The organism is Streptomyces sp. CB02959, assembly GCF_002803155.1.
GTDB lineage: Bacteria > Actinomycetota > Actinomycetes > Streptomycetales > Streptomycetaceae > Streptomyces.
On record NZ_NNBP01000002.1, the window covers coordinates 199,160 to 225,762 of the forward strand.

Annotated in this window: 25 protein-coding genes; 19 read left to right on the plus strand and 6 right to left on the minus strand. The window is 71.9% G+C overall.

All coding sequences use genetic code 11. The annotated features are described in order from the left end of the window. The first annotated feature begins 136 nt into the window (after positions 1-136). The 15 genes from CG747_RS04165 (at position 137) to CG747_RS04235 (ending at position 17,495) form a co-directional block, all read left to right on the plus strand. A complete protein-coding gene (locus CG747_RS04165; RefSeq protein ID WP_100600234.1) occupies positions 137-1,957 on the plus strand; it encodes a DUF5941 domain-containing protein in 1,821 nt (606 codons plus the stop codon). Next, positions 1,954-2,697, plus strand: a complete 744-nt coding sequence (locus CG747_RS04170) for a sugar phosphate nucleotidyltransferase (RefSeq protein WP_100600235.1) — start codon at positions 1,954-1,956, stop codon at positions 2,695-2,697. The genes CG747_RS04165 and CG747_RS04170 overlap by 4 nt, the downstream gene beginning before the upstream one ends. Further along, positions 2,685-3,746: an iron-containing alcohol dehydrogenase family protein gene (locus CG747_RS04175; RefSeq protein ID WP_100600236.1), complete on the plus strand. Its 1,062-nt coding sequence runs from the start codon at positions 2,685-2,687 to the stop codon at positions 3,744-3,746. Before CG747_RS04170 ends, CG747_RS04175 begins: the two co-directional genes overlap by 13 nt. Continuing rightward, positions 3,724-4,503, plus strand: coding sequence for a CDP-alcohol phosphatidyltransferase family protein (locus CG747_RS04180; protein WP_100600503.1), 780 nt, complete (start codon positions 3,724-3,726; stop codon positions 4,501-4,503). Before CG747_RS04175 ends, CG747_RS04180 begins: the two co-directional genes overlap by 23 nt. 14 nt (positions 4,504-4,517) lie before the next feature. After that, complete coding sequence (locus tag CG747_RS04185; RefSeq protein WP_100600504.1) at positions 4,518-5,435, plus strand: glycosyltransferase family 2 protein; 918 nt, start codon at positions 4,518-4,520, stop codon at positions 5,433-5,435. 76 nt (positions 5,436-5,511) lie between these two features. Then, positions 5,512-6,441 carry an ABC transporter permease gene (locus tag CG747_RS04190; RefSeq protein WP_100600237.1) on the plus strand — a complete coding sequence of 310 codons (930 nt, stop codon included), beginning with the start codon at positions 5,512-5,514 and terminating at the stop codon, positions 6,439-6,441. Between the two features lie 4 nt (positions 6,442-6,445). Next, positions 6,446-7,237 (plus strand): ABC transporter ATP-binding protein, encoded by a 792-nt coding sequence (locus CG747_RS04195; protein ID WP_100600505.1) that lies wholly within the window; start codon positions 6,446-6,448, stop codon positions 7,235-7,237. A 446-nt stretch (positions 7,238-7,683) separates the two neighbouring features. Then, positions 7,684-8,550: a squalene synthase HpnC gene (gene hpnC / locus CG747_RS04200; RefSeq protein WP_100600506.1), complete on the plus strand. Its 867-nt coding sequence runs from the start codon at positions 7,684-7,686 to the stop codon at positions 8,548-8,550. A gap of 26 nt (positions 8,551-8,576) precedes the next feature. Further along, complete coding sequence (hpnD, locus tag CG747_RS04205) at positions 8,577-9,503, plus strand: presqualene diphosphate synthase HpnD (protein WP_100600238.1); 927 nt, start codon at positions 8,577-8,579, stop codon at positions 9,501-9,503. Positions 9,504-9,603: 100 nt separating this feature from the next. Continuing rightward, the gene (gene hpnE, locus CG747_RS04210) at positions 9,604-11,073 is read left to right on the plus strand and encodes a hydroxysqualene dehydroxylase HpnE (RefSeq protein ID WP_100600239.1); all 1,470 of its coding nucleotides are present in this window, start codon (positions 9,604-9,606) and stop codon (positions 11,071-11,073) included. 2 nt (positions 11,074-11,075) lie between these two features. After that, on the plus strand, positions 11,076-12,185 hold the full coding sequence (locus CG747_RS04215; RefSeq protein ID WP_100600240.1) for a polyprenyl synthetase family protein: 1,110 nt from the start codon (positions 11,076-11,078) through the stop codon (positions 12,183-12,185). A gap of 106 nt (positions 12,186-12,291) precedes the next feature. Beyond that, positions 12,292-14,331, plus strand: coding sequence for a squalene--hopene cyclase (gene shc / locus CG747_RS04220; protein WP_100600241.1), 2,040 nt, complete (start codon positions 12,292-12,294; stop codon positions 14,329-14,331). Continuing rightward, positions 14,331-14,987 carry a 1-hydroxy-2-methyl-2-butenyl 4-diphosphate reductase gene (locus CG747_RS04225; protein ID WP_100600242.1) on the plus strand — a complete coding sequence of 219 codons (657 nt, stop codon included), beginning with the start codon at positions 14,331-14,333 and terminating at the stop codon, positions 14,985-14,987. The genes shc and CG747_RS04225 overlap by 1 nt, the downstream gene beginning before the upstream one ends. Before the next feature lie 5 nt (positions 14,988-14,992). Beyond that, complete coding sequence (hpnH, locus tag CG747_RS04230; protein WP_100600243.1) at positions 14,993-16,018, plus strand: adenosyl-hopene transferase HpnH; 1,026 nt, start codon at positions 14,993-14,995, stop codon at positions 16,016-16,018. Between the two features lie 94 nt (positions 16,019-16,112). Continuing rightward, complete coding sequence (locus tag CG747_RS04235; RefSeq protein ID WP_100600244.1) at positions 16,113-17,495, plus strand: aspartate aminotransferase family protein; 1,383 nt, start codon at positions 16,113-16,115, stop codon at positions 17,493-17,495. A gap of 70 nt (positions 17,496-17,565) precedes the next feature. Here the strand turns inward: CG747_RS04235 and CG747_RS04240 are convergent, their stop codons facing one another. Further along, the gene (locus CG747_RS04240; protein WP_100600245.1) at positions 17,566-18,375 is read right to left on the minus strand and encodes a tyrosine-protein phosphatase; all 810 of its coding nucleotides are present in this window, start codon (positions 18,373-18,375) and stop codon (positions 17,566-17,568) included. A 273-nt stretch (positions 18,376-18,648) separates the two neighbouring features. Here CG747_RS04240 and CG747_RS04245 point away from each other — a divergent pair, with 273 nt between their 5' ends. After that, positions 18,649-19,449, plus strand: coding sequence for an SGNH/GDSL hydrolase family protein (locus CG747_RS04245; protein WP_100600246.1), 801 nt, complete (start codon positions 18,649-18,651; stop codon positions 19,447-19,449). A 51-nt stretch (positions 19,450-19,500) separates the two neighbouring features. On the opposite strand, the gene CG747_RS04250 is transcribed toward CG747_RS04245, so the two are convergent. Next, positions 19,501-19,962, minus strand: coding sequence for an ATP-binding protein (locus tag CG747_RS04250; RefSeq protein WP_257980210.1), 462 nt, complete (start codon positions 19,960-19,962; stop codon positions 19,501-19,503). Between the two features lie 136 nt (positions 19,963-20,098). On the opposite strand from CG747_RS04250, the gene CG747_RS04255 reads away from it, so the two are divergent. The 3 genes from CG747_RS04255 to CG747_RS04265 are packed head-to-tail and all read left to right on the plus strand — an operon-like array spanning position 20,099 to position 22,149. Then, positions 20,099-20,965, plus strand: coding sequence for a helix-turn-helix transcriptional regulator (locus tag CG747_RS04255; RefSeq protein WP_100600248.1), 867 nt, complete (start codon positions 20,099-20,101; stop codon positions 20,963-20,965). A 7-nt stretch (positions 20,966-20,972) separates the two neighbouring features. Then, entirely contained in the window at positions 20,973-21,236 is a 264-nt protein-coding gene (locus CG747_RS04260; RefSeq protein WP_100600249.1) for a DUF397 domain-containing protein, read from the plus strand. Between the two features lie 10 nt (positions 21,237-21,246). Then, complete coding sequence (locus CG747_RS04265; RefSeq protein WP_100600250.1) at positions 21,247-22,149, plus strand: SAM-dependent methyltransferase; 903 nt, start codon at positions 21,247-21,249, stop codon at positions 22,147-22,149. Here the strand turns inward: CG747_RS04265 and CG747_RS04270 are convergent. From CG747_RS04270 to CG747_RS04285, 4 genes are all read right to left on the minus strand, one after another. Further along, entirely contained in the window at positions 22,122-23,135 is a 1,014-nt protein-coding gene (locus CG747_RS04270; RefSeq protein ID WP_100600251.1) for an STM4011 family radical SAM protein, read from the minus strand. The genes CG747_RS04265 and CG747_RS04270 overlap by 28 nt on opposite strands. Positions 23,136-23,146: 11 nt before the next feature. Continuing rightward, the gene (locus CG747_RS04275) at positions 23,147-24,529 is read right to left on the minus strand and encodes an STM4012 family radical SAM protein (protein WP_100600252.1); all 1,383 of its coding nucleotides are present in this window, start codon (positions 24,527-24,529) and stop codon (positions 23,147-23,149) included. Continuing rightward, on the minus strand, positions 24,526-25,332 hold the full coding sequence (locus CG747_RS04280; protein WP_100600507.1) for an STM4013/SEN3800 family hydrolase: 807 nt from the start codon (positions 25,330-25,332) through the stop codon (positions 24,526-24,528). Before CG747_RS04280 ends, CG747_RS04275 begins: the two co-directional genes overlap by 4 nt. Positions 25,333-25,393: 61 nt before the next feature. Further along, entirely contained in the window at positions 25,394-26,551 is a 1,158-nt protein-coding gene (locus CG747_RS04285; protein ID WP_100600253.1) for an STM4014 family protein, read from the minus strand. Positions 26,552-26,603 lie beyond the last annotated feature (52 nt).

Consider the following 26,603-nt stretch of genomic DNA (forward strand, 5'->3'; position numbering starts at 1 on the left):
CCCGCGATCGGATAGCCTCTGCCGACGTGCCTCCCAGCCCTCCGGGGCCAGGGTGTGCCACGCCCGCCGCCCGGGTAGTTCGTGTCGAATGCGGACCGACCGGCGCTGCTCGTCAGCATCCAAGGAGTGAGTTCGTCTGTCGACCGCCATCCTCACCGGTCCGCCGGTCGCCGGGTCGTCGCTCGAAGCCGACCTGCGCACACTGGGTTTTGACGTCCGTACGGTCGGTGACGCCACCGGTGCCGCCGAGCTGCTCGCCGAGGTCCCGGCCCAGGAACGGGTGGCCCTGGTGGACCCCCGCTTCGTCGGCCACCTGCACGCCCTGCGGCTCGCCCTGACCGACCCCCGCTTCCCGGCCGCCGCGGTGCCCGGCGCACTCACCGTGCAGCCCGAGGCCCGCGCCGCGCTGGACCGGGCGGCCGGCCGCATTCCGGTCGGGGCCGGCACCGCCCACCTGACCGACGTGCTCACCGACACCCTCACCGAGGCGCTCGACCGTGCCGACGTCGGACTGCACCGCGTGGAGCCGGGCAGCCTGGTCGCCACCATCGCGCTGACTCCCGCCCAGCGGGAGGAGGCCCGCGAGGCGGTCGCCGCCGTCGACGACGAGGCGGTCCGGCTGCGCACCGCCGTGAAGTCCCGCGACGGCTTCTTCACCACCTTCTTCATCAGCCCGTACTCCCGCTACCTCGCCCGCTGGTGCGCCCGCCGCGGCCTCACCCCCAACCAGGTCACCACCGCCTCCCTGCTCACCGCGCTGATCGCGGCGGGCTGCGCGGCCACCGGCACCCGCGGCGGCTTCGTCGCCGCCGGCGTGCTGCTCCTGCTCTCCTTCGTCCTGGACTGCACCGACGGGCAGCTCGCCCGCTACTCGCTCCAGTACTCGACGCTCGGCGCCTGGCTGGACGCCACCTTCGACCGCGCCAAGGAGTACGCGTACTACGCCGGACTCGCCCTCGGCGCGGCCCGCGGCGGGGACGACGTATGGGCGCTGGCGCTCGGCGCGATGATCCTGCAGACCTGCCGGCACGTCGTCGACTTCGCGTTCAACGAGGGCAGCGACTTCGAGGGCGGCGCCGGGAACGCCGGCCCGGCCGTGGGACTCTCCGACCGGCTCGACCGGGTCGGCTGGACGGTCTGGGCGCGCCGGATGATCGTGCTGCCGATCGGCGAACGCTGGGCCCTGATCGCCGTACTGACCGCGGTCACCACCCCGCGCATCGTCTTCTACGTCCTGCTCGTCGGCTGTGCGCTGGCCGCCTGCTACACCACGGCCGGCCGGGTGCTGCGCTCCCGGGCCCAGCGGGCCCGGCGCACCGACCGCGCCGCCCGCGCGCTCGCGGACCTGTCTGACTACGGCCCGCTGGTCGAACTGCTCACCGGCGGCGGCCGCGGCCGGGGCCGGGCCGGCTCCTTCCTCGCACCCGTTATGGCGTTTCTCTCGTCCGCGGTGCTGCTGGTGTGGGTGATCTCCCAGCCGGACCCCGCCTCGTGGCTCACCGTCGGCGTCGCGGCCTGCTCGGCGCTGCTGGCCGCCGCGGCCGTGTCCCGCCCGCTCAAGGGCGCCCTCGACTGGCTCGTCCCGCCCTTCTTCCGGGCCGGCGAGTACCTCACCGTCCTGGTGCTGGCCGCCCGGTCGGACGCCCACGGAGCGCTGCCCGCGGCGTTCGGGCTGGTCGCGGCGGTCGCCTACCATCACTACGACACGGTCTACCGCATCCGCGGTGGCACCGGGGCCCCACCGCGGTGGCTGGTCCGGGCGACCGGTGGGCACGAAGGGCGGATCCTCGTGGTCACCGTCCTGGCCGCCCTCCTGCCCGCCACAGGTTTCACAATCGCGCTCACGACACTCGCTGTGGTCCTGGCGCTGCTGGTGCTCGCCGAGAGCATCCGCTTCTGGGTGGCCGCCCACAAACACGGTGCACCCGCCGTACACGATGAAGGAGAACCCGCATGATCGGCCTCGTGCTGGCTGCCGGCGCCGGACGGCGTCTGCGCCCCTACACCGACACCCTGCCCAAGGCTCTGGTGCCGGTCGACGGGGACACCACGATCCTGGACCTGACCCTCGGCAACTTCGCCGAGATCGGCCTGACCGAGGTCGCGATCATCGTCGGCTACCGCAAGGAGGCCGTGTACGAGCGTCAGGAGGCCCTGGAGCAGAAGTACGGCCTCAAGATCACGCTGATCGACAACGACAAGGCCGAGGAGTGGAACAACGCCTACTCCCTGTGGTGCGCCCGTGACGTGCTCGCGGCCCACGACTCGGTGATCCTCGCCAACGGCGACACCGTGCACCCGGTCTCCGTCGAGCAGACGCTGCTCGCCGCCCGCGGCAACGGCCAGAAGATCATCCTCGCGCTGGACACCGTCAAGCAGCTCGCCGACGAGGAGATGAAGGTCGTCGCGGACCCCGCCAAGGGCGTCCAGAAGATCACCAAGCTGATGGACCCGGCCGAGGCCACCGGCGAGTACATCGGCGTCACCCTCATCGAGGGCGAGGCCGCCGCCGAGCTGGCCGACGCCCTGAAGACCACCTTCGAGCGGGACCCCGACCTCTACTACGAGGACGGCTACCAGGAGCTGGTCAACCGCGGCTTCAAGGTCGACGTGGCACCGATCGGCGAGGTCAAGTGGGTCGAGATCGACAACCACGAGGACCTCGCGAAGGGCCGTGACATCGCATGCCAGTACTGACCCGCCTCATTCCGTCCCCGGTCGTCGTCGACATCAGCGCCGGCGCCCTGGACGACCTGGCGGGTCTGCTGGCCGACCAGCGCATCTCGGCTTCCGGCAAGCTCGCCATCGCGATCAGCGGCGGCTCGGGGGCCCGGCTGCGCCGGCGGCTGGCCCCCGCCCTGCCGGGCGCCGAGTGGTACGAGGTCGGCGGCGGAACCCTGGACGAAGCGATCAAGCTCGCCGACGCCATGAAGAAGGGCCACTACGACGCGGTCGTGGGCCTGGGCGGCGGCAAGATCATCGACTGTGCGAAGTTCGCCGCGGCGCGCATCGGCCTGCCGCTGGTGGCGGTCGCGACCAACCTGTCGCACGACGGGCTGTGCTCGCCGGTCGCCACCCTCGACAACGACGCGGGCCGCGGCTCGTACGGCGTGCCGAACCCGATCGCCGTGGTGATCGACCTCGACATCATCCGCGAGGCGCCGGTCCGCTTCGTCCGCTCCGGCATCGGCGACGCGATCTCCAACATCTCCGCGGTCGCGGACTGGGAGCTCTCGCACCGCGAGACCGGCGAGGACCTCGACGGGCTGGCCGCCGCCATGGCGCGTCAGGCCGGCGAGGCCGTGCTGCGCCACCCCGGGGGCGTCGGCGACGACAACTTCCTCCAGGTGCTGGCCGAGGGCCTGGTCCTCACCGGCATCTCGATGTCGGTGGCCGGCGACAGCCGTCCCGCCTCCGGCGCCTGCCACGAGATCAACCACGCCTTCGACATCCTCTTCCCCAAGAGGGCGGCGAGCCACGGCGAGCAGTGCGGCCTCGGTGCCGCCTTCGCCACCCACCTGCGCGGCGACCGGGAGACCTCGGCCCTGATGGTCGAGGTGCTCCAGCGCCACGGCCTGCCGGTCACCCCCGGCGAAATGGGCTTCACCGACGAGGAGTTCGTGCAGGCCGTCGAGTTCGCCCCGAAGACCCGTCCGGGCCGCTACACGATCCTGGAGCACCTGGACCTGTCCACCGATCAGATCAGGGACGCATACGCCGACTATGCCGAAACCATCAGTAGCTGAACTCCGCCCGGTCGTTCACCCCGCGGGCGTGAAGGACCGGCGCAGCGGTGAGCACTGGGCCGGCCGCCTCTACATGCGGGAAATCTCGCTGCGTTGCGACCGGTACCTGGTCAACACCCGGGTCACGCCCAACCAGCTGACCTACCTGATGACCGTCTTCGGGGTCCTCGCGGCTCCGGCGCTGCTGGTGCCGGGGATCTGGGGCGCCGTGCTCGGCGTGCTGATGGTCCAGCTCTACCTGCTGCTCGACTGCATCGACGGCGAGGTCGCGCGCTGGAAGAAGCAGTTCTCGCTCGGCGGGGTCTACCTGGACCGGGTCGGCGCCTACCTGTGTGACGCCGCGGTGCTCGTCGGCTTCGGCCTGCGCGCCGCGGACCTGTGGGGCCCCGGGCGGATCGACTGGCTCTGGGCGTTCCTCGGCACCCTGGCCGCCCTCGGCGCGATCCTGATCAAGGCCGAGACCGACCTCGTCGGCGTCGCCCGCCACCAGGGCGGACTGCCGCCGGTCAAGGAGGCGGCGGCCGAGCCGCGCTCGTCCGGTCTGGCGCTGGCCCGCAAGGCCGCCGCCGCGCTGAAGTTCCACCGGCTGGTCCTCGGGATCGAGGCGTCCCTGCTGATCCTGGTCCTGGCGATCGTGGACTCGGTGCGGGGCGACCTGTTCTTCTCCCGGCTCGGTGTCGCGGTGCTGGCCGGCATCGCGCTCCTCCAGACCCTCCTGCACCTCGTGTCCATCCTCGCCTCCAGCAGGCTCAAGTGACCGCGGCCTCCGGCATGCGACTCGGTGCGGTTGTCCTGACCATGGGCAACCGCCCCGACGAGCTGCGCGCGCTGCTGCACTCCGTGGCCCGGCAGGACGGCGGCCCGATCGAGGTGGTGGTGGTCGGCAACGGCGCACCGCTGCCCGAGCTGGTCGTTCCCGGACTGGTCGTGCGGACGGTCGAGCTGCCGGAGAACGTCGGCATCCCGGCCGGCCGCAACGTCGGCATCGAGGCGTTCAGGACCGAAAGCCCCGAAGGCCCCGACAGTGCCGCCGGATCCGACGGCTACCGCGTGGACGCCCTGCTCTTCCTCGACGACGACGGACTGCTGGCCGGGACGGACACCGCCGAGCTGTGCCGCGAAGCCTTCACCGCCGATCCCGAGCTGGGCATCATCAGCTTCCGGATCGCCGACCCGGACACCGGGCTGACCCAGCGCCGGCACGTCCCGCGGCTGCGCGCCTCCGACCCGATGCGCTCCTCGCGGGTGACCACCTTCCTCGGTGGCGCCAACGCGGTCCGCACGGCGGTGTTCGCCCAGGTCGGCGGCCTGCCCGACGAGTTCTTCTACGCCCATGAGGAGACCGACCTGGCCTGGCGGGCGCTGGACGCCGGCTGGTTGGTCGACTACCGGGCGGACATGGTTCTGCACCACCCCACCACGGCCCCGGCCCGGCACGCGGTCTACCACCGGATGGTGGCCCGCAACCGGGTCTGGCTGGCCCGCCGCAACCTCCCCGCCCCGCTGGTACCGGTCTATCTCGGTGTCTGGTTCCTGCTCACCCTCGCCCGCCGGCCGTCGCTGCCGGGGCTCCGGGCCTGGTTGGGCGGCTTCAAGGAAGGCTGGGCCACCGCGTGCGGTCCCAGGCGTCCCATGAAGTGGGCTACCGTTTGGCGACTGAGCCGGCTGGGCCGCCCTCCCATCATCTGACAAGCTCGTATCTGAGAGCATCAGGCGCGAACCGGGGCGTCCCCGGCAGCGCACCTTGAGGACGAAAGTGTCAACTGTGAGCGAGACCACGCACGACAGTGCGGTCGCCATGAGTGCCCCGCCATCCGCCGACGAAGGACTCACGCCGGCTCAGCGGGCCGAGAAGTACGGGCTGTCGCAGAGCGGAGCCCGCCCCAGCCTTGCGGAGTACGTCCGCCAGCTGTGGGACCGGCGGCACTTCATCTCCGCCTTCTCCAGCGCCAGGCTGACCGCGCAGTTCAGCCAGGCGAAGCTGGGCCAGGTCTGGCAGGTGGCGACGCCGCTGCTGAACGCGCTCGTCTACTACTTCATCTTCGGCGTGCTGATCGGCACGAAGCGCGGCGTCCCGGACTACGTCCCGTTCCTGGTGACCGGTGTCTTCATCTTCACCTTCACCCAGAGTTCGGTGATGGCCGGTACGCGGGCGATCTCCGGCAACCTGGGTCTGGTGCGTGCGCTGCACTTCCCGCGGGCCTGCCTGCCGATCTCGTTCTGCCTCATGCAGCTCCAGCAACTGCTGTTCTCCATGGGCGTCCTGGTGGTGATCCTGCTGGCCTTCGGGCAGCTGCCCACCTTGTCCTGGCTGCTGGTGATCCCCGCGCTGCTGCTGCAGTTCGTGTTCAACACGGGACTGGCGATGATCATGGCCCGGCTCGGCAGCAAGACGCCGGACCTGGCGCAGCTGATGCCCTTCATCATGCGGACGTGGATGTACGCGTCCGGCGTGATGTTCAGCATCAGCGTGATCATGAAGGGCAAGCACGTCCCGCACTGGGTCGAGGTGCTGCTCTACGCCAACCCCGCCGCCGTCTACATCGACCTGATCCGCTTCGCGCTGATCGACAGCTTCAAGGCGAGCCAGCTCCCGCCGCACGTGTGGGCGTTCGCGCTCGGCTGGGCGGTGCTGGCGGGCGTCGCGGGCTTTGTGTACTTCTGGAAGGCTGAGGAGCGGTACGGACGTGGCTGAGCAGATGGAAGGCGTCCAGCCGACGGAGGCGGCGCAGGACCAGATCCCGACGGTGATCGCGGACGACCTGCACATCGTCTACCGGGTCTACGGAACCGGCGCGGGCAAGGGCAGTGCGACCGCGGCGCTCAACCGCATCATCCGGCGCCGGCCGACGGTGGGCGTGCGCGAGGTGCACGCGGTCAAGGGTGTCTCCTTCACCGCCTACCGGGGCGAGTCGATCGGCCTGATCGGTTCGAACGGCTCCGGCAAGTCCACGCTCCTCAAGGCCGTGGCGGGTCTGCTGCCCGCCGAGCGCGGCAAGGTCTACACCCACGGTCAGCCCTCGCTGCTGGGCGTGAACGCGGCCCTGATGAACGACCTGACCGGCGAGAAGAACGTCGTCCTGGGCGGCCTGGCGATGGGCATGTCCCGCGAGCAGGTCCGTTCCCGCTACGACGAGATCGTCGACTTCTCGGGCATCAACGAGAAGGGCGACTTCATCTCGCTGCCGATGCGCACCTATTCGTCCGGTATGGCGGCCCGGCTGCGGTTCTCCATCGCGGCGGCCAAGGACCACGACGTGCTGCTGATCGACGAGGCCCTGGCCACCGGTGACCGGGCCTTCCAGAAGCGGTCCGAGGCCCGCATCCGCGAGCTGCGGAAGGAAGCGGGTACGGTCTTCCTGGTCAGCCACAACAACAAGTCGATCAGGGACACCTGTGACCGGGTGCTGTGGCTGGAGCGGGGCGAGCTGCTGATGGACGGCCCGACCGACGAGGTCATCAAGGCGTACGAGAAGGAGACGGGCAAATAGCCCACCCTTCGCAGGAGGCCCCCGCGAATCCGGTTCGCGGGGGCCTTCGATCGTGACGGAAAGGTCAACTCCGAGTAATGCGGGAACGGTTGGGTTCCGCACGACGTTGATCTGATCGTTGTCCGAGGCTTCGGTACCCACTCGGACGCGGTCTGGCTGTACGACGTAAGCTGTACGGGTACTGAACAGCACAAGTGGTGCAAGTCGGGCATTCACCCGGGCGAGCGACGGGAGCTCGATCGGAGCACGTCGCGAGGTGCGGCGTGTCCGAAATGGGATGTTTTAGCTTGGCGGTGTAGAACGGGAGACGTGACGGCAATGGCTACTGGTTCGCTCCGGCTCCATAACACGCCGGGTAGCCCCCGGTGAGCCGAGGAGACGAGCAGGCGCGTCGCGCCTTCCTCCGGAGGGTGGCGGTGAGTGGCGGGAGGGACCACACGCGCACCGTGCTCGATCAAGCCGCGCACGAGAATTTCCCGGTCGCGCCGTTCTTCCTGCCCCGTGCCTGGCGCGCCGACCTGATGGCCCTCTACGGCTTCGCCCGCCTCGTCGACGACATCGGCGACGGCGATCTGGCGCCCGGCGGTGGCGACGCCGTCCTCCTCGGCCTGGACCGCGTCCAGTACGACGACCGTCCGGCACTGCTCGACGCCCTGGAAGCGGACCTGCACCGGGTCTTCAGCGACCGCGCCCCCGGCCCCAAGCACCCGCTGATGCGCCGGCTCGGCCCGACCGTCCGCCGCTGCGGGCTGACCCCCGACCCCTTCCTCGGCCTGATCGAGGCCAACCGCCAGGACCAGCGGATCAGCCGCTACGCCACCTACGGTGACCTCGCCGCCTACTGCGAGCTGTCCGCCAACCCCGTCGGCCGGCTCGTCCTCGGCGTCACCGGCACCTCCAGCCCGGAGCGCGTCCGGCTCTCGGACGCCATCTGCACCGCCCTCCAGCTCGTCGAGCACATCCAGGACGTCGCCGAGGACCTCGGGCGGGACCGGATCTACCTCCCGGCCGAGGACATGAAGAGCTTCGGCGTCACCGAGGACGATCTGGCCGCGCCGACCGGGGGCCCCTCGGTGCGCGCGCTGATCGCCTTCGAGGCGGAGCGCGCCGGGGAGCTGCTGGACGAGGGCGCTCCGCTGGTGGGGAGCGTGCACGGCCGGCTCAGGCTGCTGTTGGCCGGGTTCGTCGCCGGCGGGCGGGCCGCCCTCCAGGCGGTCGCGGCCGCCGATCACGACGTACTCCCCGGACCGCCCAAGCCGACCAAGCTCAGCCTGCTGCGCGAGGTCGGGGCGACACTGCGACGAGAGGGGTGAGTCGGACCGTGGAGGCAACCACACAGATGTCCGCGCCGGTGCTCGCTGCGTACCGCTACTGTGAGACGGTCACCGGGCAGCAGGCGCGCAACTTCGCGTACGGGATCCGGCTGCTGCCGGCCGACAAGCGGCAGGCCATGTCGGCGCTCTACGCCTTCTCCCGCCGGGTCGACGACATCGGCGACGGAGCCCTGGCCCCCGACGCCAAGGGGCGGCGCCTGGAGGACACCCGCGCGCTGCTCACCCGTATCAAGGACGGCGGGATCGCCGAGGACGACACCGACCCGGTGGCCGTCGCGCTCGCCGACGCCGCCCGGCGCTTCCCCATCCCGCTCGGCGCGCTGGACGAGCTGATCGACGGGGTGCTGGCGGACGTCCGCGGCGAGACGTACGAGACCTGGGACGAGTTGAAGGTCTACTGCCGCTGCGTCGCCGGGGCGATCGGCCGGATCTCACTCGGTGTGTTCGGTACGGCACCAGGCGCACTCGACGCCGAGCGCGCCCCCGAGTACGCCGATACGCTCGGGCTTGCGCTCCAACTGACCAATATCCTCAGGGATGTTCGCGAGGACGCGGGCAACGGACGGACGTACCTCCCGGCCGAGGATCTTGCCAAGTTCGGCTGTTCGGCGGGGTTCCAGAGCCCGGTGCCGCCGCCCGGCGCGGACTTCGCCGGCCTGGTGCAGTTCGAGGTCCGGCGGGCCCGCGCACTGTTCGCCGAGGGCTTCCGGCTGCTGCCGATGCTCGACCGGCGCAGCGGCGCCTGCGTGGCGGCGATGGCCGGTATCTACCACCGTCTGCTGTCGCGGATCGCCGACGACCCGGCGGCGGTCCTCCGCGGCAGGGTCTCGCTGCCCGGCCGGGAGAAGGCGTTCGTCGCGGTGCGCGGGCTCTCCGGGCTCGACGCGCGGGCGATCGGCCGCCGGCAGGCCGTGAGCAGGAGGCGTGGATGAGGTGCCGGACCGCGTACACCGACCACGGTCCGGCGTCGGTGCGGCGGGCAACCCTTCGCCGGACGGAGGCGTCCTTGACAGGCGTAAGGGGGAAGAGCACATGACAGTGGGAGCCACGCTGCCAGGGCGCGATTCCGCCCGTCCCTCCGGCCGTCCCGAAGGGGCGGCCGCGGTGGTCGTCGGGGGCGGACTCGCGGGTACCACCGCGGCGCTGGCCCTGGCCGACGCCGGCCTGCGGGTCACGCTGGTCGAGGGCCGGCCGCGCCTCGGCGGTCTGGTCTTCTCGTTCCGCCGCGACTCCGCCGCCGGCCCGCTGACCGTCGACAACGGCCAGCACGTCTACCTGCGTTGCTGCACCGCCTACGGCAGCCACCTGGAGCGGCTCGGCGCGGGCCATCTGGCGCCCCTCCAGGACCGGATGGACGTCCCGGTGCTCGACGCGGGGCACGCCGGGGGCCGGCCGCGGCTCGGCCGGCTGCGCCGCACCGGCCTGCCGGTCCCGCTCCACCTGGCCAAGAGCCTCGCGCTCTATCCGCACCTCTCACCCGCCGAACGCGCCGGAGTGGTCCGCGCCACCCTCGCCCTGGGGCGCCTGGACCTGGACGACCCCGCGCTGGACACCACCGACTTCGGCAGCTGGCTGCGCCGCCACGGGCAGAGCCCGCGCGCCGTCGAGGCCCTGTGGGACCTGGTCGGCATCGCCACCCTCAACGCCACCGCCGGCGACGCCTCGCTGGGGCTGGCCGCCAAGGTCTTCAAGACCGGGCTGCTCTCCGCCCCCGGCGCCGCCGACATCGGCTGGGCCCGGGTGCCGCTCGGCGACGTGCACGACACCCACGCCGCCGCCGCGCTGGAGAAGGCCGGCGTCCGGACCGCGCTGCGCACTCGGGTCGCCGCGGTCAACCGCGACGACACCGGCTGGCAGGTCACGGCGGAGAACGGCCCGCACGGCCGGGAGACGCTCACCGCGGACACCGTCGTCCTCGCCGTACCGCAGCGTGAGGCGCACGCCCTGCTGCCCGACGGCGCACTGCCCGCCAGGGACCGGCTGTTGGACATCGGCACCGCGCCGATCCTCAACGTCCACGTCGTCTACGACCGCAAGGTGCTGCGCCGCCCGTTCTTCGCCGCGGTCGGCTCCCCGGTCCAGTGGGTCTTCGACCGCACCGACTCCTCCGGCCTGGCCCGCACCGACGGCCACCCGCGCAGCCAGTACCTGGCCCTCTCGCAGTCCGCCGCACAGGACGAGATCGACCGCCCGGTCGCCGAACTCCGTGCCCGCTACCTCCCCGAGCTGGAACGGTTGCTCCCGGCCGCCCGGGGCGCCCGGATCCTCGACTTCTTCGTCACCCGCGAGCGCACCGCGACCTTCGCGCCCGCACCGGGCGTCGGCCGGCTCCGCCCGGTTGCCCGTACCCAAGTTCCCGGCCTGTTCCTGGCCGGTGCGTGGACCGCCACCGGGTGGCCCGCGACCATGGAGAGCGCTGTCCGCAGCGGCACCGCCGCCGCCCGTGAGGCACTCACCGAACTCGGCGTCCCCCAGGGCCGGTTGCCTCAGGAGGCGGCATGACCATGAGTACGGGCGCTCGCACCAGCACAAGCATCGGAAACAGAGGAGAAACCGTGGCTTCCCCGGCTATCGACACCGCGAGCGTCACCGCGCTGCTGGAGCGCGGGCGGACACTCGCCACTCCCGTGCTGCGTGCCGCCGTGGCCAGGCTCGCCCCTCCCATGGACACCGTCGCCGCCTACCACTTCGGGTGGATCGACGCGGCCGGCAACCCCAGCGCCGGCGACAGCGGCAAGGCCGTGCGCCCCGCGCTCGCCCTGCTGTCCGCCGAGGTCGCGGGTGCCGACCCCGAGATCGGGGTGCCCGGTGCGGTCGCCGTCGAGTTGGTGCACAACTTCTCGCTGCTGCACGACGACCTGATGGACGGTGACGAGCAGCGCCGGCACCGCGACACCGTCTGGAAGGTGCACGGCCCCGCGCAGGCCATCCTGGTCGGCGACGCGCTGTTCGCACTGGCCAACGAAATACTGCTGGAGCTCGGCACCGTCGACGCGGGCCGCGCCACCCGCCGGCTCACCCTGGCCACCCGCAAGCTGATCGACGGCCAGGCCCAGGACATCTCCTACGAGCACCGCGAGCGGGTCACCGTCGAGGAGTGCCTGGAGATGGAGGGCAACAAGACCGGCGCCCTGCTCGCCTGCGCGGTCTCCATCGGTGCGGTCCTCGGCGGCGTCGACGACCGCACCGCGGACATCCTGGAGAAGTACGGCTACCACCTCGGCCTCGCCTTCCAGGCCGTCGACGACCTGCTGGGCATCTGGGGCGACCCGGAGGCCACCGGCAAGCAGACCTGGAGCGACCTGCGCCAGCGCAAGAAGTCGCTGCCGGTCGTCGCCGCGCTCGCGGCCGACGGGCCCGCCTCCGAGCGGCTCGCCCAGATCCTGGCCGCCGACGCCAAGAAGAGCGAGACCGAGATCGCCGACTTCACGGAGGAGGAGTTCGCCTCCCGCGCGGCGTTGATCGAAGAGGCCGGCGGCCGTGAGTGGACCTCCCAGGAGGCCCGCCGCCAGCACGCCACCGCCATCGCCGCCCTGGACGAGATCGACATGCCCGAACGCATCCGCGCGCAGCTCGTCGCGCTCGCGGACTTCGTCGTCGTACGAGAGAGATGATGACCATCAACACGAACTAGATCGCAGTCGCCGGCCGGCGCCGTCCGGGCGCCGGCCGACGGAATCCCTGAACACGCATTGACAGTTCACTGCAGAAGGGGAAGCCATGACAGCGACGACCGACGGCAGCACCGCGGCGCTCCCGCCCCGGGGCTCCTCGGCCACCGATGCCGCCGACGGGACCGCACCCGCCGGCCCGGCCGGCAGACCGCCCACCGCCGTGCTCCAGGTCACGGCGGACGCCGCGCGGGAAGCGACCGCCCGCGCCACCGACTACCTGCTCTCCGTCCAGGACCCCGCCGGCTGGTGGAAGGGCGACCTCGAAACCAACGTCACGATGGACGCCGAGGATCTGCTGCTCCGTCAGTTCCTGGGCATCCAGGACCCCGAGCTCACCGAGGCCGCCGCCCGCTACATCCGCGGTGAGCAGCGCCCGGACGGCACCTGGGCCACCTACTACGGCGGGCCCGGCGAACTCTCCACCACCATCGAGGCGTACGTGGCGCTGCGGCTGGCCGGCGACGCGCCGGACGCCCCGCACATGGCCACCGCGTCGACCTGGATCCGCGAACACGGCGGCATCGCCGCCTCCCGCGTCTTCACCCGGATCTGGCTCGCCCTCTTCGGCTGGTGGAAGTGGGACGACCTCCCCGAACTGCCCCCGGAACTCCTCTACTTCCCGAAGTGGTTCCCGCTCAGCATCTACGCCTTCGGGTGTTGGGCCCGGCAGACCATCGTCCCGCTGACCGTCGTCTCGGCCAAACGCCCGGTCCGCCCGGCGCCGTTCGCCCTCGACGAGCTGCACACCGACCCCCGCAACCCCAACCCGCCGCGGCCGTTCGCCCCCGTCACGAGCTGGGACGGCCTCTTCCAGCGCCTGGACCGGGCGATGCACCTGTACCACAAGGTCGCGTTGCGCCGACCGCGCGCCGCCGCGATGCGCTCGGCCGGCCGCTGGATCATCGAGCGGCAGGAGAACGACGGCTGCTGGGGCGGCATCCAGCCCCCCGCCGTCTACTCCGTCATCGCCCTGCACCTGCTCGGTTACGACCTCGACCACCCCGTGCTGCGGGCCGGACTGGAATCCCTGGACCGGTTCGCGGTCTGGCGCGAGGACGGTGCCCGCATGATCGAGGCCTGCCAGTCACCGGTGTGGGACACCTGCCTGGCCACCATCGCGCTGGCCGACGCCGGGGTGCCGGCCGATCACCCGCAGCTGGTCCAGGCGGCCGAGTGGATGCTCGGCGAGCAGATCGACCGCCCCGGCGACTGGTCCGTGCGCCGTCCCCAACTCCCCTCCGGCGGCTGGGCGTTCGAGTTCCACAACGACAACTACCCGGACATCGACGACACCGCCGAGGTGGTCCTGGCGCTGCGCCGGGTCCGGCACCCCGACCCTCGGCGGGTCGGGGCCGCACTCGACCGGGCGGTGCGCTGGAACCTCGGGATGCAGTCGAAGAACGGGGCCTGGGGCGCGTTCGACGCCGACAACACCAGCCCGTTCCCCAACCGGCTGCCGTTCTGCGACTTCGGCGAGGTCATCGACCCGCCGTCGGCCGATGTCACCGCGCACGTCGTCGAGATGCTCGCCGAGGTCGGCCGGGCCCACGACCCGCGCACCCGCCGCGGCCTCGCCTGGCTGCTGGCCGAACAGGAGCCCAGCGGCGCCTGGTTCGGGCGCTGGGGGACCAACTACGTCTACGGCACCGGCTCGGTACTGCCTGCGCTCACCGCCGCCGGGATCCCCGCCTCGCACCCGGCCGTCCGGCGGGCCGTCGGCTGGCTGGAGAGGGTGCAGAACGACGACGGCGGCTGGGGCGAGGACCAGCGCTCCTACCAGGACCGGAAAGAGTGGGCCGGACGCGGCGCCTCCACCGCCTCGCAGACCGCCTGGGCGCTGATGGCGCTGCTCGCGGCCGGTGAGCGGGACGGCGAGGCGGTCCGCCGCGGGGTGCGCTGGCTGGTGGAGACCCAGCTGTCGGACGGCTCCTGGGACGAGCCGTACTTCACCGGCACCGGCTTCCCGTGGGACTTCTCCATCAACTACCACCTCTACCGCCAGGTCTTCCCGCTGACCGCCCTCGGCCGCTACGTCCACGGCGGACCGGCCACCGGCGGGACCGCCGGGGCGCCGGTGGGGGACTGATGCCGAGACGGCTCCCGCCGGACGCGGAACCGCCGCTGCTGGTCGCCTGTGCGCTCGGCATCGAACGGTTCGCGCTGCGGGGCGGTGACCACGGGGCGGCGGGTCCGCCCGTGGTCACCCTCCGCACCGGCATGGGGCCCCAGGCGGCGGAGCGGGCCCTGGCCGCCGCGCTGGGTGAGGGGTCGGCCACCGCGGGTTCGCCCGTGGTGGCCAGCGGTTTCTGCGCCGGGCTGGCCCCGGGGATGCGCCCCGGGGACGTGATCGTCGCCGAGGCCACCCGGGACCACCGGCCCGGCGTCCCCGATGTGCCCTGCCGCGACAACGGCCCCTTGGTGCGGTCCCTGCGGGAGCGCGGCCTGCGGGTGCACACCGGACTGCTGCGCGGCTCGGACCACGTCGTCCGGGGCGCGGAGCGGGCCGCACTGCACGCCGAGGGCGCGCTCGCGGTGGACATGGAGTCCGCCGCGACGCTCCGGACCGCGGTGCGCCGCGGCAGCCCCGCGGTTGCGGCCGTCCGGGTGGTCGTGGACGCCCCGGAACACGAACTCGTGCGCATCGGGACGGTACGCGGTGGAATATCTGCCTTCCGCGTGCTGCGCTCGGTTTTTCCTGTTCTCTTTGAATGGCACCGTTCTTTGCTGCTCCCCAGGAGGTGAGCCAGATGGCAATGCCGCTCCGCCAGACCATCCGGGTCGGAACCTATCTGTTTGAACAGAAAGTGCTGCGCAAGCGGGAGAAATTCCCGCTGATTGTCGAACTGGAACCGCTCTTCGCCTGCAATCTCAAGTGCGAGGGATGCGGGAAGATCCAACATCCGGCCGGCGTCCTCAAGCAGCGGATGCCGGTGGCCCAGGCGGTGGGCGCGGTGCTGGAGTCCGGCGCCCCGATGGTCTCCATCGCCGGCGGCGAACCCTTGATGCACCCGCAGATCGACGAGATCGTCCGGCAACTGGTGGCCCGCCGGAAGTACGTCTTCCTGTGCACCAACGCGATGCTGCTGCGCAAGAAGATGGACAACTTCAAGCCCTCGCCGTATTTCGCCTTCGCGGTGCACATCGACGGGATGCGGGAGCGGCACGACGAATCCGTGGCGAAGGAAGGCGTATTCGACGAGGCGGTGGCGGCCATCAAGGAGGCCAAGCGGCGCGGCTTCCGGGTCACCACCAATTCCACCTTCTTCAACACCGACACCCCGCAGACCATCATCGAGGTCCTCAACTTCCTCAACGACGACCTGAAGGTCGACGAGATGATGCTGTCGCCCGCCTACGCCTACGAGAAGGCCCCCGACCAGGAGCACTTCCTGGGCGTGGAGCAGACCCGGGAGCTGTTCCGGAAGGCGTTCGCCGGCGGCAACCGGCAGCGCTGGCGGCTCAACCACAGCCCGCTCTTCCTGGACTTCCTGGAGGGCAAAGCCGACTTCCCGTGCACGGCCTGGGCGATCCCCAACTACTCGCTCTTCGGCTGGCAACGCCCCTGCTACCTGATGAGCGACGGCTACGTCCCGACGTACCGCGAACTGATCGAGGAGACCGACTGGGAGAAGTACGGCCGGGGCAAGGACCCCCGGTGCGCCAACTGCATGGCGCACTGCGGCTACGAGCCCACCGCCGTCCTGGCCACCATGGGCTCCCTGAAGGAGTCCCTCCGGGCCGCCAGGGAGACCGTCGCCGGGAACCGCGGCTGACGCGACGCGCGGAGAGCCGGCGGTACCGGAGCGGTCCGGTGCCGCCGGTCCGGCTCGGGGCGGCGCGGCCCGCCGCCCGTAAGGAGAACACCTCGTGACCGGATTCGACCTGACCGGGCTGCTCGCCGAACGCGGCGCCGAGCGCTACGAACTGCACAGCCGCCACCTCAACCACCAGCTCCCGCGGATGCTGCGCACCATCGGCTTCGACAAGGTCTACGAACGGGCCGAGGGCGCCTACTTCTACGACGCCGACGGCCAGGACTACCTCGACATGCTCGCCGGCTTCGGCGTGATGGGCCTGGGCCGGCACCACCCGGTCGTCCGCCAGGCCCTGCACGACGTGCTCGACGCCCAACTCGCCGACCTCACCCGCTTCGACTGCCAGCCGCTGCCCGGACTGCTCGCCGAGAAGCTGCTGCGCCACGCGCCCCACCTGGACCGGGTCTTCTTCGGCAACAGCGGCACCGAGGCCGTCGAGACCGCCCTGAAGTTCGCCCGCTACGCCACCGGCCGGCCGCGCGTCCTCTACTGCACCCACGCCTTCCACGGCCTGACCACCGGCTCGCTCTCGGTCAACGGCGAGGACGGCTTCCGCGACGGCTTCGCCCCGCTCCTGCCGGACACCGCCGTCGAGATGGGCGACCTGGCCGCGTTGGAACGGGAGGTGCGGCGCGGCGACGTGGCGGGCTTCGTCGTCGAACCCGTTCAGGGCAAGGGCGTCACCGCGGCCCCGCCCGGATTCCTGCGCGCCGCACAGGAATTGCTGCACCGCCACAAGGCCCTGCTGATCGCCGACGAGGTGCAGACCGGCCTCGGCCGCACCGGCGACTTCTTCGCCTACCAGCACGAGGAGGGCGTGGAGCCGGACCTGGTGTGCGTCGCCAAGGCGCTCTCCGGCGGCTACGTCCCGGTCGGCGCCACCCTGGGCAAGGACTGGATCTTCAAGAAGGTCTACTCGTCCATGGACCGGGTGCTGGTGCACTCTGCCAGCTTCGGGGCCAACGCCCAGGCGATGGCGGCCGGGCTGGCGGTGCTCGCGGTGATGGAGGACGAGGAGATCGTCGCGAATGCCCGGCGGACCGGCGATCTGCTGCGCTCCCGGCTGGCCGCGCTGACCGACAGGTACGAGCTGCTGCACGAGGTGCGCGGCCGCGGCCTGATGATCGGCATCGAGTTCGGCCGCCCCAAGTCGCTGGGCCTGCGCAGCCGTTGGACGATGCTGCAGGCCGCCCGCAAGGGGCTGTTCGCGCAGATGGTCGTGGTGCCGCTGCTCCAGCGCCACCGCATCCTGACCCAGGTCTCCGGCGACCATCTGGAGGTCATCAAGCTGATTCCGCCGTTGATCATCGGCGAGCGGGAGGTGGACCGGTTCGTCGAGGCGTTCACGGCCGTCATGGACGACGCCCACAGCGGCGGCGGCCTGGTGTGGGACTTCGGGCGGACGCTGGTCAAACAGGCGGTCGCCAACCGCTGACGGCGCCGGGGCCGGTCCGGCGGGGCAGTGCCGGGTGGGTCACCGGGCGGTGACCCACCACGGGCGGACGTCAGTCCGTCAGCAGCCGGTCGCGCAGCCGCTCGCGGGTGGCGGGCGAGAGCTTCAGGCCGTCGGCGAGGTAGGTCTCGGTCGAGCCCCAGGTCTCGTCGATCGCGTCGAAGGCGGCCGTCAGGTAGTCGATGTCCGCGCCGAACAGCGGCGACAGCAGCTCCATGACCTCCGGCGACATGCCCGCCGCGGAGTGGTTGGAGCGGCGGACCTTGTAGCGCCGGCTGGGGTCGTTGGACTGGAGGTAGTCCGCCTCGATGGCGTCCCGCTCCACGCCGACCGCGAGCAGCGTGACCGCGATGGACAGGCCCGCGCGGTCCTTGCCGGCGGCGCAGTGCATCAGCGCCGGCATGCTGTCCTCGGCGAGGGCGTGCAGCACCTGGCTGTGGTCCGCGGTGCGGGTGGTGATGATCTCGCGGTAGGTGTGGGCCATGCGGCCCGCGGCCTTGCCGTCACCGAGCATGACCCGGAGCTGGTCCAGTTCGCCGTCCCGTACCATCGTCCAGAATTCCGCCCCGTCGGCCGGGTCGGTGAGCGGGATGTTGACGTTCCGCACACCGGGCAGGGTGACGTCGGGGCCTTCGAGCTTGATGTCGGAGGCGTTGCGGAAGTCGAAGATGGTGTGCAGCCCGAGGCCGGCGAGGAACGCGGTGTCCGCCTCGGTGGCGTGCGCGAGGTGGCCGCTGCGGTAGAGCCGGCCGTGCCGGATGCGACGCCCGTCGACGGTCGGCAGCCCGCCCACGTCGCGGAAGTTGCGCACCTCGGCGAGCTCGGGCTGGGACTGGGGGACCTGCGGCGTCTGCTGCGTCACGGGCGCTCCTCGGGGTCGGCCGCCGACGCTACTCGTCGACGAGGCGGGCTCCTTCGACGATACGACATTGATGCCATAGGCAATCAGGTGGCAAGAGCGTGCGACGCCTGCGCAACGGCGCGCATCATCCCGCATGCGCGGCGCTGTATCAGCACTCCGTGACCGTTCATTGTTCCAACTTGGACAGAATTTGACCGGGTGGTGTTAATCACCTCTCGTCAACCCCTGGTTACGGTGGCGTAGGTCACTTCAGAAGGTGAAGTATGTCCTGACGTGGCAGACGATTCGAACAACATCAGCAAGGGCGCGACAGGCGCCATCGGGTCGTACGCAGCCGTCGGGGACAGCTTTACCGAGGGGGTCGGGGATCCCGGTCCGGACGGGGCGTACATCGGCTGGGCGGACCGGCTCGCGGTCCTCCTCGCCGACCAGCGGGACGAGGGGGACTTCCGCTATGCGAACCTCGCCGTGCGCGGACGGCTCCTGGACCGGATCATCGAGGAGCAGGTGCCCCGGGCGCAGCAGCTCGCCCCCGAGCTGGTGACGTTCTGTGCCGGCGGCAATGACATCCTGCGGCCGGGCTCGGACCCGGACGCGGTGGCCGAGCGCTACGAGGCGGCCGTGGCCGCACTGCGGGAGACCGTCCCGACGGTGCTGCTGTGCACCGGTTTCGACACCCGCGGGATGCCGGTCCTCAAGCATCTGCGGGGCAAGATCGCCACGTACACCGCTCATGTGCGGGCCATCGCCGACCGGCACGACTGCCCGGTGCTCGACCTGTGGTCGCTGAAGTCCGTGCAGGACCGTCGGGCGTGGAGCGAGGACCGGCTGCACCTGTCGGCCGACGGGCACACCCGGGTGGCGCTGCGGGCCGGTCAGGTGCTGGGCCTGGAGGTGCCGGCCGACCCGGACCAGCCGTGGCCGCCGGAGACCGAGCGGACCGCCGCCGAGGCCCGGCGGGACAACGTCCACTGGGCGCGCGAGCACCTGGTGCCGTGGATCGGCCGCCGGCTGCGCGGCGTCTCCTCCGGTGACCATGTCGAGCCGAAGCGGCCCGATCTGCTGCCGCTGTAGCCCTTCCGGTGCACAAGGCCCCGTGTCCGCCCCCGTGGCGGCGCGGGGCCTTCAGTGCGTTGCGGTGCGGTACGGGAGATCCGCCCAGACCACCTGGCCGCGGCCCCCGTCGTCGGGGCGGGTGCCCCAGCTGTCGGAGAGCGCGCCGACCAGGAAGAGTCCGCGCCCGCCCTCTTGGTCGAGGGTGCCGGGCTGGGCGTGCGGCGCGGAGAGGTCCGGGCCGCCCTCGTCGGTGATCTCTATCCGTATGTGCGCGCCGACGACCGCGAGCTCGCAGCCGACCTTTTCGCTGTCGGTGTGCCGCACCGCGTTGGTGAACAGTTCGGTGACCACCAACTCCACATCGTCGCGGACCTGTTGAGCGGCGTCCCACTCGCGCAGCAGCGCGCCGACGCGCCTGCGCGCCTCGGGCACGGACGTGCACCGCGCCGGCAAGTGGAACGCGTCCTGAAGGCTCTGGGCGAGGAAGCCGCCGCATCGCCCTAACGACGGAGCGTTTTTGTAGGAAGCCACGACATAACTATGTGCGATGTTGGTCACCGTTGGCAAGGATCAGTCTGTAATTTGCAGAATCGAAAGTGCAGTCTGTTCGAGCTGATGACGGCATGACACACTGCTGAACACTGAAGCTGGTTGGAGGGGATCGGACGTGGCGGACCCACGGTCTGCAGGTGCACCGACCGTCCTGCGGGTGGTGCTCGGCAAGCGACTGCAGGATCTGCGGGAGCGGGCGGGGCTCTCCTTCGAGCGGGCCGCGGCCGCACTGGACGTGACGCACGCCACGATACGGCGCATGGAAAAGGCCGAGGTCGGCCTCAAGATCCCTTACGTCGAGAAGCTGTTGGCGACCTACGGCGTCACCGATCAGCGAGAGATAGACGGCTTCCTCTCCCTGGCCCGCGAGGCCAACCGCCCCGGCTGGTGGCACCGCTTCCGTGACGTCCTCCCCGAGTGGTTCAGCGCCTTCGTCAGCCTGGAGAGCGAAGCCAACCTGATCCGCTCCTACCAACCGCACTACGTCCCCGGCCTGTTGCAGACCGAGGACTATGCCGCTGCCGTGCTGCGCGCCGGAATGCCGCACGCCGCCCCGGCCGACATCGACCGCATCGTGGCCCTGCGCATGGAACGGCAGGCCCTGTTGACCCGCGAGAACGCCCCGATGCTGTGGTCGGTCATGGACGAGACCGTGCTGCGGCGGCCCATCGGCGGACCCAAGGTGATGCGCGACCAGATCACCCGGCTGATGGAGGCCACCTCGATGCCGAACGTCCGGCTCCAGGTGATGCCCTTCGCCGCGGGCCCGCACCCCGCCATGTACGGGCCGTTCCACATCTTCCGCTTCCCGATCCCGGAGCTCCCGGACATCGCGTACGCGGAAAGCCTCGTCGGAGCCGTGTACTTCGACCAGCGCAACGACGTCTCGCAGTTCCTGGAGGCCCTGGACCGGATGTGTGCGCAGGCCGCGCCGGCACACACCACCGAGGCCATTCTGGGTGGCTTTCGCAAGGAGATCTGAACCCCCCATGGATCGCATACGTATCTACAACGGCATGCCCGCCAACGAACTGGGCAGCGACGGCTGGCACAAGCCGTGGAGCGGCGGAAACGGCGGCGAGTGCGTCGAGGCCATGCGCCTGCGGGACGGCCGGGTCGCCCTGCGCCAGTCCACCGACCCGGACGGTCCCGCACTGATCTACACCCACCGTGAGATGGTCAGTTTCATCGAGGGCGCGAAGGCCGGCCACGCCGACTTCCTGCTCTCCGCCGCGCCGTGTCCGGCGCACTGAGGGAGGAGCCATGACCGACCAGCACAGCTCTCCCGAGGCGGACTCCGGCTGCCCGGAGATCGGACCGTACCCGCCGGGGCCGGACCACCTGGGCTTCTCCGCGGAGGAGATCGACACCAGCCGGCCGCATCCGGCCCGGATGTACGACTACTTCCTCGGGGGATGGGACAACTACGAGGTCGACCGGGTCGCCGGCGACCGGGTCATCGAACTGCACCCGCAGGTGCGCGACAGCGTCCGCGCCAACGGGGCCTTCCGCGGGCGCGCGGTCCGCGCTGTGGTGGCGTCCGGGATCCGGCAGTTCCTCGTCCTCGGCATCGGCATCCCCACCTCGCCCAACACCCACGAGGTGGCCCGGGAGACCGCACCCGAGACCCGGGTGGTGTACGTGGACAGCGACCCGATCGTCGCCACCCACGCCCGGGCCCGGCTCGCCAACGCCCCGGGCACCGCCTTCGCCCTCGGGGACATCCGTGATCCCAAGGCCGTCCTGGACGACCCGGTGGTCCGTGAGCTGATCGACTTCGAGCGGCCGGTGGGGCTGCTGATCGGCGGCGTGATGGACTTCCTCGGCGACGAGGACAATCCCGCCGCGCTGCTCGCCGCGTTCGGCGCCGCACTGCCGGCCGGCAGCCATCTGGTGCTCTCGCACGGCACGTACGAACCGTACGAGGGCTATGCGGAGGGCCGGATCGACGAGGCGGCCCGGGCTCATGTGGAGGAGGTCTACAAGAGCGCCACCACCCCGCTCGCGCTCCGCACCAAGGCCGAGATCGCGGCGCTCCTCGGACCGTTCACCCCGCTGGAACCGGGGCTCGTACGCGTGCCCCTGTGGCGACCGGACGCGCCCGTGCCCGGCCCGAAGGAGCTCAGCGACACCATCTTCTACGGAGTGGTGGGCCGCAAGGACTGAACCGGCGGCACCCCGGCACGGTCGGACGCCGGCGCCCCCGCACCGCGGGGCTGATCCGGAGTGGGAGTCCGACCGGGTGCGGGGAGGTGCCCGGGGGCGGAGAGCGCCACGGGCACGGAGTGGCGTACGGGGGCGGGGAGTTGCCCCGGGGCGGGGACGCGCTCCAGCACACCGCCCGCGAAGACGTCGTACAGCGGCAGCGTCTCCAGATGGACGTAGCCGATGTGGCAGTCGCAGACGGTCAGCGGGCAGGGGCGCGGGCGGAGCGCCGCGCGGAAATCGCCGTCGTAGAGGTTGCCCAGCTCGGCCCGGACGAAATGGCAGCGCCGGATCGTTCCGTCGCCGTCCACCGACACCACCGACTCGCCCGTCCGGCAGGGGAGTCCGGCGCTGCGGTGCGGATGCCGGCTGTACGGGAAGAGGGGATCCAGCGCCGTCCAGTCGGCGGCCTCGTCGTCCGTGTAGGTGCGGCCCTCCGCGGCGTTGACCCAGAGGTAGACCTGCTCGGGGAGGTCCGCGCGGAGCCTGCGGGCGGCTTCCAGGTGCTCGGGGAAGCCGACGACGCCCACGCTGAAGCGGACGCCGAGGTCGGCCAGCTCCCGGGTCTTGGACAGGAAACGCTCGGGGGGCGTCTGGCCCGGGTGGTAGGTGCACCACAGGGCGAGGGTGTCGAGGTCGGCCCCGGCGAGCCAGTCCGTGCGGCAGCTGAGGTTGGTCTGGATCGCCACCCGGCGCACCTGCGGCAGCCGGCTCAACTCGACGAGGGCGCGCCGGTACCAGGAGCGGACCAGGCCCTCGCCCCACGGGGTGAAGAGCACCGACAGCCGGTCGTCCGTCTGCCGCCCGACCCAGGCGGTGAAGCGGTCCAGCGCGGCCCGGTCGGCACGCAGCTGCTCGCGGCTGTCCCGCCGCTTGGCGAACGGGCAGTAGGGGCAGTCGTAGTCGCAGGACGCCAGCGGCCCGCGGTAGAGAAGCGTCAAGTCCATGGCACGGCCCGTCACTTGAGGTCGTAGGCGGCCATCCGGGACCGGACGCCGGGGGAGAACAGCAGCGGGCCCAGGGCGTCGGAGTGCGCCAGCCCCTCGGGGGACAGCCGCAGCACGTCCGGGCCGGCCGTCCCGTCCAGCCAGCCGCGCTCGGCGAACGCCGCCAGCTCCACCGGGAAGTCGTCCGCCGGCGCACTGCCGAAACGGGCCCGGTACTCCGCCACGGGCATGCCCGCCGCCTGGAGGACCGACTGCAGCAGATGGCGGCGGCGCGGCTCGTCACCGGTCATCCGCCAGCCGAACTCGGCGTGCGCGAAGTCCGCGGTGGGCCGGGCGGCGTAGTCGTCGATGAGCGAGCGGATCCGCGTCATCCCGACCGCGTAGTCGAAGGAGTAGTGCAGCGCCGAGGTGTACGAACGGGCACCGCAGCCCAGGCCGATCATGCCGTCGGTCTGGCAGGCGTGGTCCCCGGCCGCGCCCGGGCCCGCGCCGGGACCGGCCGCCGGGCGGCGGAACATCCGCATGGAGACCTGCTCGTATCCCGCGGCGAGCAGGTGGTCCCGGCCGTGGCGGTACAGCCGCAGCCGCTGGGCGTCCCACTCCGGGTCGGGGCCGGCGCTCTCCTTGCGGCCCAGCCCCGTCAGCGGTCGCACGTACAGCGGGTACAGGTACAGCTCCTCGGGGCGCCACTGCAGCGCGGCGTCCAGCGACCGCTGCCAGCTGCGCTCCGTCTGCCCGTCGATCCCGTAGATCAGATCGATGTTGAGCACCGGAACGCCCGACTCCCGTATGCGGTCCAGTGCCGCCGTCACCTCCGCCGGGTCCTGCGGACGGACCGCCGCCCGCGCCTCCGCCTCGACGAAGCTCTGCACGCCGATGCTGATCCGGGTCGCCCCGCGCTCGGCGAGCACCGCCAGCCGGTCCGCGGTGGCGGTCGACGGCGACGTCTCGACCGACAGCGGCACCGTCCGCAGGTCCGCGCCCATCCGCCGCTCCGCGATGTCGCACAGCCGCGCCAGCTCCCCGGCATCGAGGAACGTCGGGGTGCCGCCGCCGAACGCCGCGGCCGCGAAGCGGGCGTCCGGGCCCAGCGCCGCGCGGACGGCCGTCGCCTGCCGCTCCAGGGCGTCCAGATAGGCCCTGGTCAGCTCGCCCGCGGCGCCGATGCGGGTGAAGAGGTTGCAGAAGCCGCACCGCACCTCGCAGAACGGTATGTGCAGATACAGCGAGAGGGCGTGCTGCGGCTCGGCCGCCCACAACTCGCGCAGCGCCGGGCGGTCCGGCAGCCGGCGGTACGCCGTCTTGTGGGGGTAGGCGTAGACATAGCTCTCGTACGGCGAGGCGGGGGCCGCGGCGGGAGCCGGGGACAGCAGGGGGAGCGGGGTGCGGGTCATCGGGCGGCCTCGATCGTGAACTGGGCGTAGGGGACGGTCCATACGGCCTCGTGGCCGAGGCGGTGGCCGGTGTAGCCGTCGTCGCCGTATGTCGTGCCGTGGTCGGAGCAGACGACGGCGAAGCACGGGCGGCGGTCGGCGGCCGCGGCGAAGAGCCGGCCGATGTGCCGGTCGACGTACTCCAGGGCGGCGGCGTGCGTGGCACGGCTGTCGCCGGCCTCCCGGGTGGCACCGGGCAGGTGGAACCAGTTCGGCTGGTGCAGCGCCGAGACGTTCACGAACAGGAAGAGCCGCTGCTCGGCCGGCAGTCCGGCGACGACCTCCTCGGCCCGACGCACCTGGGCCTCGAACGAAGTGGGCGAGGCGACGCCGAACTCCGGCTCCCAGTGCGCCTCCTGGAACAGCCCGGGGAGCACCGATCCCAGCGCCGCCTGCCGGTTGAAGAACCCCACGCCGCCGATGCACACCGTGCGGTAGCCCACCGCGGCCAGCCCCGAGACCAGGTCGGGGGCGTCGAACACCCAGGTGCCGGGCGCGGTGGTCTCGCTGCCGGCGAACCGCGCCGCGAACAACCGCGGATGCGGCCCCGGGGAGGCCGGCGTCGGCAGGAATCCGGCGAATATCGCCTGGTGGGAGGCGTAGGTGAAGCTGCCCGGGGCGTGCCGGCGCTCCCACTGGCCACTAGGCAGATGGCGGGCCAGATGCGGGATCCGGCCGGCCTCGGCGAGCTCCTGTGCCACGTCGTAGCGCAGCGTGTCGAGGGTGACCAGCAACAGGTCGTGACTGCCGACGATCTCGGTCATGTCGGGCCCGGCGGGCACGCCTTCCGGGGCGGCCGCCGCTTCCGGGATGCGGGGGGTGGTGTCAGGGGCGTGCACGAGACGTTCCGTTCTTTCCATGCGTACGGCATACGGCGGCGATCTGCGCACCGTAGGTGTCCAGGCCCTCGGCACCACTGCCGGGCAGGCCGGTCAGCCGGGGCAGCAGATCCCCGAAGGCGTTCACCTCACCCACCGCGAACCGCCGCCAGCCCGCCGCCGGCAGCAGGTCCACGCCCACGCACAGGGTGCGCGGGAAGCACGCGGCGGCCGCCTCGCAGACCGCGAGGGCATCGGACCAGCGGGCCCCCGACGCCTCGATGGCCGCCCGCGCGGCATCGAGGTCGCCGCGCGCCCCGCCCAGGTGGAGGTTGGTCATGGGGGAACGGCTGGTGCGCACCACGGCGTGGGTCGCCCGGCCGGCCACGACCACCACCCGCAGATCGGCCACCCGGCCGTGCTGCGCCGCCTTCGGATACCACCGCTCGATGTGCAGGCCGTCCGGGGCCAGCGCGTCCACGATGGCCGCTATCTGCGGCTCGCCGTCGTATCGGCGCACCCGAAGGGAGTTGAACAGGCGCCCGTCCCCGGTCAGTTCGACCGAGGTGGTGGCGCGCAGCCGACCGCGGCCGTCGCTCTCCAAGGCCATCACTCCGGACGCCGAGGAGCCGTGCGCCGGCTTCAGGAAGGCCCGCCGCAGACCGGCCGACTCCAACAGCGCCCGGACCTCGGCCCAGCCGCCCAACGCCGGAGCGGCCGGGCCCGATGTCGGCGACTCCGGCACCGGCACCCCGGCGGCCCGCAGCACCCCGTGGCACCGCCGCTTGTCGAAGAGCACCGCCAACTCGCCCGGATCGTCCAGCAGGACGGCCCCGCCCGCCGAGGCGGCCCGGGCGACCACCCGCACCGCCTCGGTGAAGCGGGCGTACCACCGGGCGGTGCCCTCCACCGCGGTCGGATCGGCTGCCCCCCGCAGCAGCCGCTCGACGTCGGCGTTCTCCCCCGGCGAGTCGATCCGGACGAACTCGCCCGGCGCGAACTCCGCACCCGTGCGCAGTACCTCGGACCAAGCCAGCAGCCGCGGCGCGGGCAGCCCCGCGGCGCGGACCGCCTCGGCGAAGAGCGTCACCCGGCGGTTCTCGGGATTGCCGACCACGGCGAAGCGGGGCGGGCCCGCGGTGCCGGGTCGGTCGGCGGTGTGCATGGGTGCCTCCGGGCGTTGGGTGGTCCGGCGGGCCCGGGGGAGGGGCCGGACC

Coding starts and splice junctions, on each gene's coding strand:
- CG747_RS04170 (WP_100600235.1), top strand. CDS start 1,954: ATGATCGGCCTCGTGCTGGCTGCCGGCGCCGGACGGCGTCTGCGCCCC.
- CG747_RS04175 (WP_100600236.1), top strand. CDS start 2,685: ATGCCAGTACTGACCCGCCTCATTCCGTCCCCGGTCGTCGTCGACATC.
- CG747_RS04180 (WP_100600503.1), top strand. CDS start 3,724: ATGCCGAAACCATCAGTAGCTGAACTCCGCCCGGTCGTTCACCCCGCG.
- CG747_RS04185 (WP_100600504.1), top strand. CDS start 4,518: ATGCGACTCGGTGCGGTTGTCCTGACCATGGGCAACCGCCCCGACGAG.
- CG747_RS04195 (WP_100600505.1), top strand. CDS start 6,446: ATGGAAGGCGTCCAGCCGACGGAGGCGGCGCAGGACCAGATCCCGACG.
- hpnD (WP_100600238.1), top strand. CDS start 8,577: ATGTCCGCGCCGGTGCTCGCTGCGTACCGCTACTGTGAGACGGTCACC.
- hpnE (WP_100600239.1), top strand. CDS start 9,604: ATGACAGTGGGAGCCACGCTGCCAGGGCGCGATTCCGCCCGTCCCTCC.
- CG747_RS04215 (WP_100600240.1), top strand. CDS start 11,076: ATGAGTACGGGCGCTCGCACCAGCACAAGCATCGGAAACAGAGGAGAA.
- shc (WP_100600241.1), top strand. CDS start 12,292: ATGACAGCGACGACCGACGGCAGCACCGCGGCGCTCCCGCCCCGGGGC.
- CG747_RS04225 (WP_100600242.1), top strand. CDS start 14,331: ATGCCGAGACGGCTCCCGCCGGACGCGGAACCGCCGCTGCTGGTCGCC.
- hpnH (WP_100600243.1), top strand. CDS start 14,993: ATGGCAATGCCGCTCCGCCAGACCATCCGGGTCGGAACCTATCTGTTT.
- CG747_RS04260 (WP_100600249.1), top strand. CDS start 20,973: ATGGATCGCATACGTATCTACAACGGCATGCCCGCCAACGAACTGGGC.
- CG747_RS04265 (WP_100600250.1), top strand. CDS start 21,247: ATGACCGACCAGCACAGCTCTCCCGAGGCGGACTCCGGCTGCCCGGAG.
- CG747_RS04270 (WP_100600251.1), bottom strand. CDS start 23,135: ATGGACTTGACGCTTCTCTACCGCGGGCCGCTGGCGTCCTGCGACTAC.
- CG747_RS04275 (WP_100600252.1), bottom strand. CDS start 24,529: ATGACCCGCACCCCGCTCCCCCTGCTGTCCCCGGCTCCCGCCGCGGCC.
- CG747_RS04280 (WP_100600507.1), bottom strand. CDS start 25,332: ATGACCGAGATCGTCGGCAGTCACGACCTGTTGCTGGTCACCCTCGAC.
- CG747_RS04285 (WP_100600253.1), bottom strand. CDS start 26,551: ATGCACACCGCCGACCGACCCGGCACCGCGGGCCCGCCCCGCTTCGCC.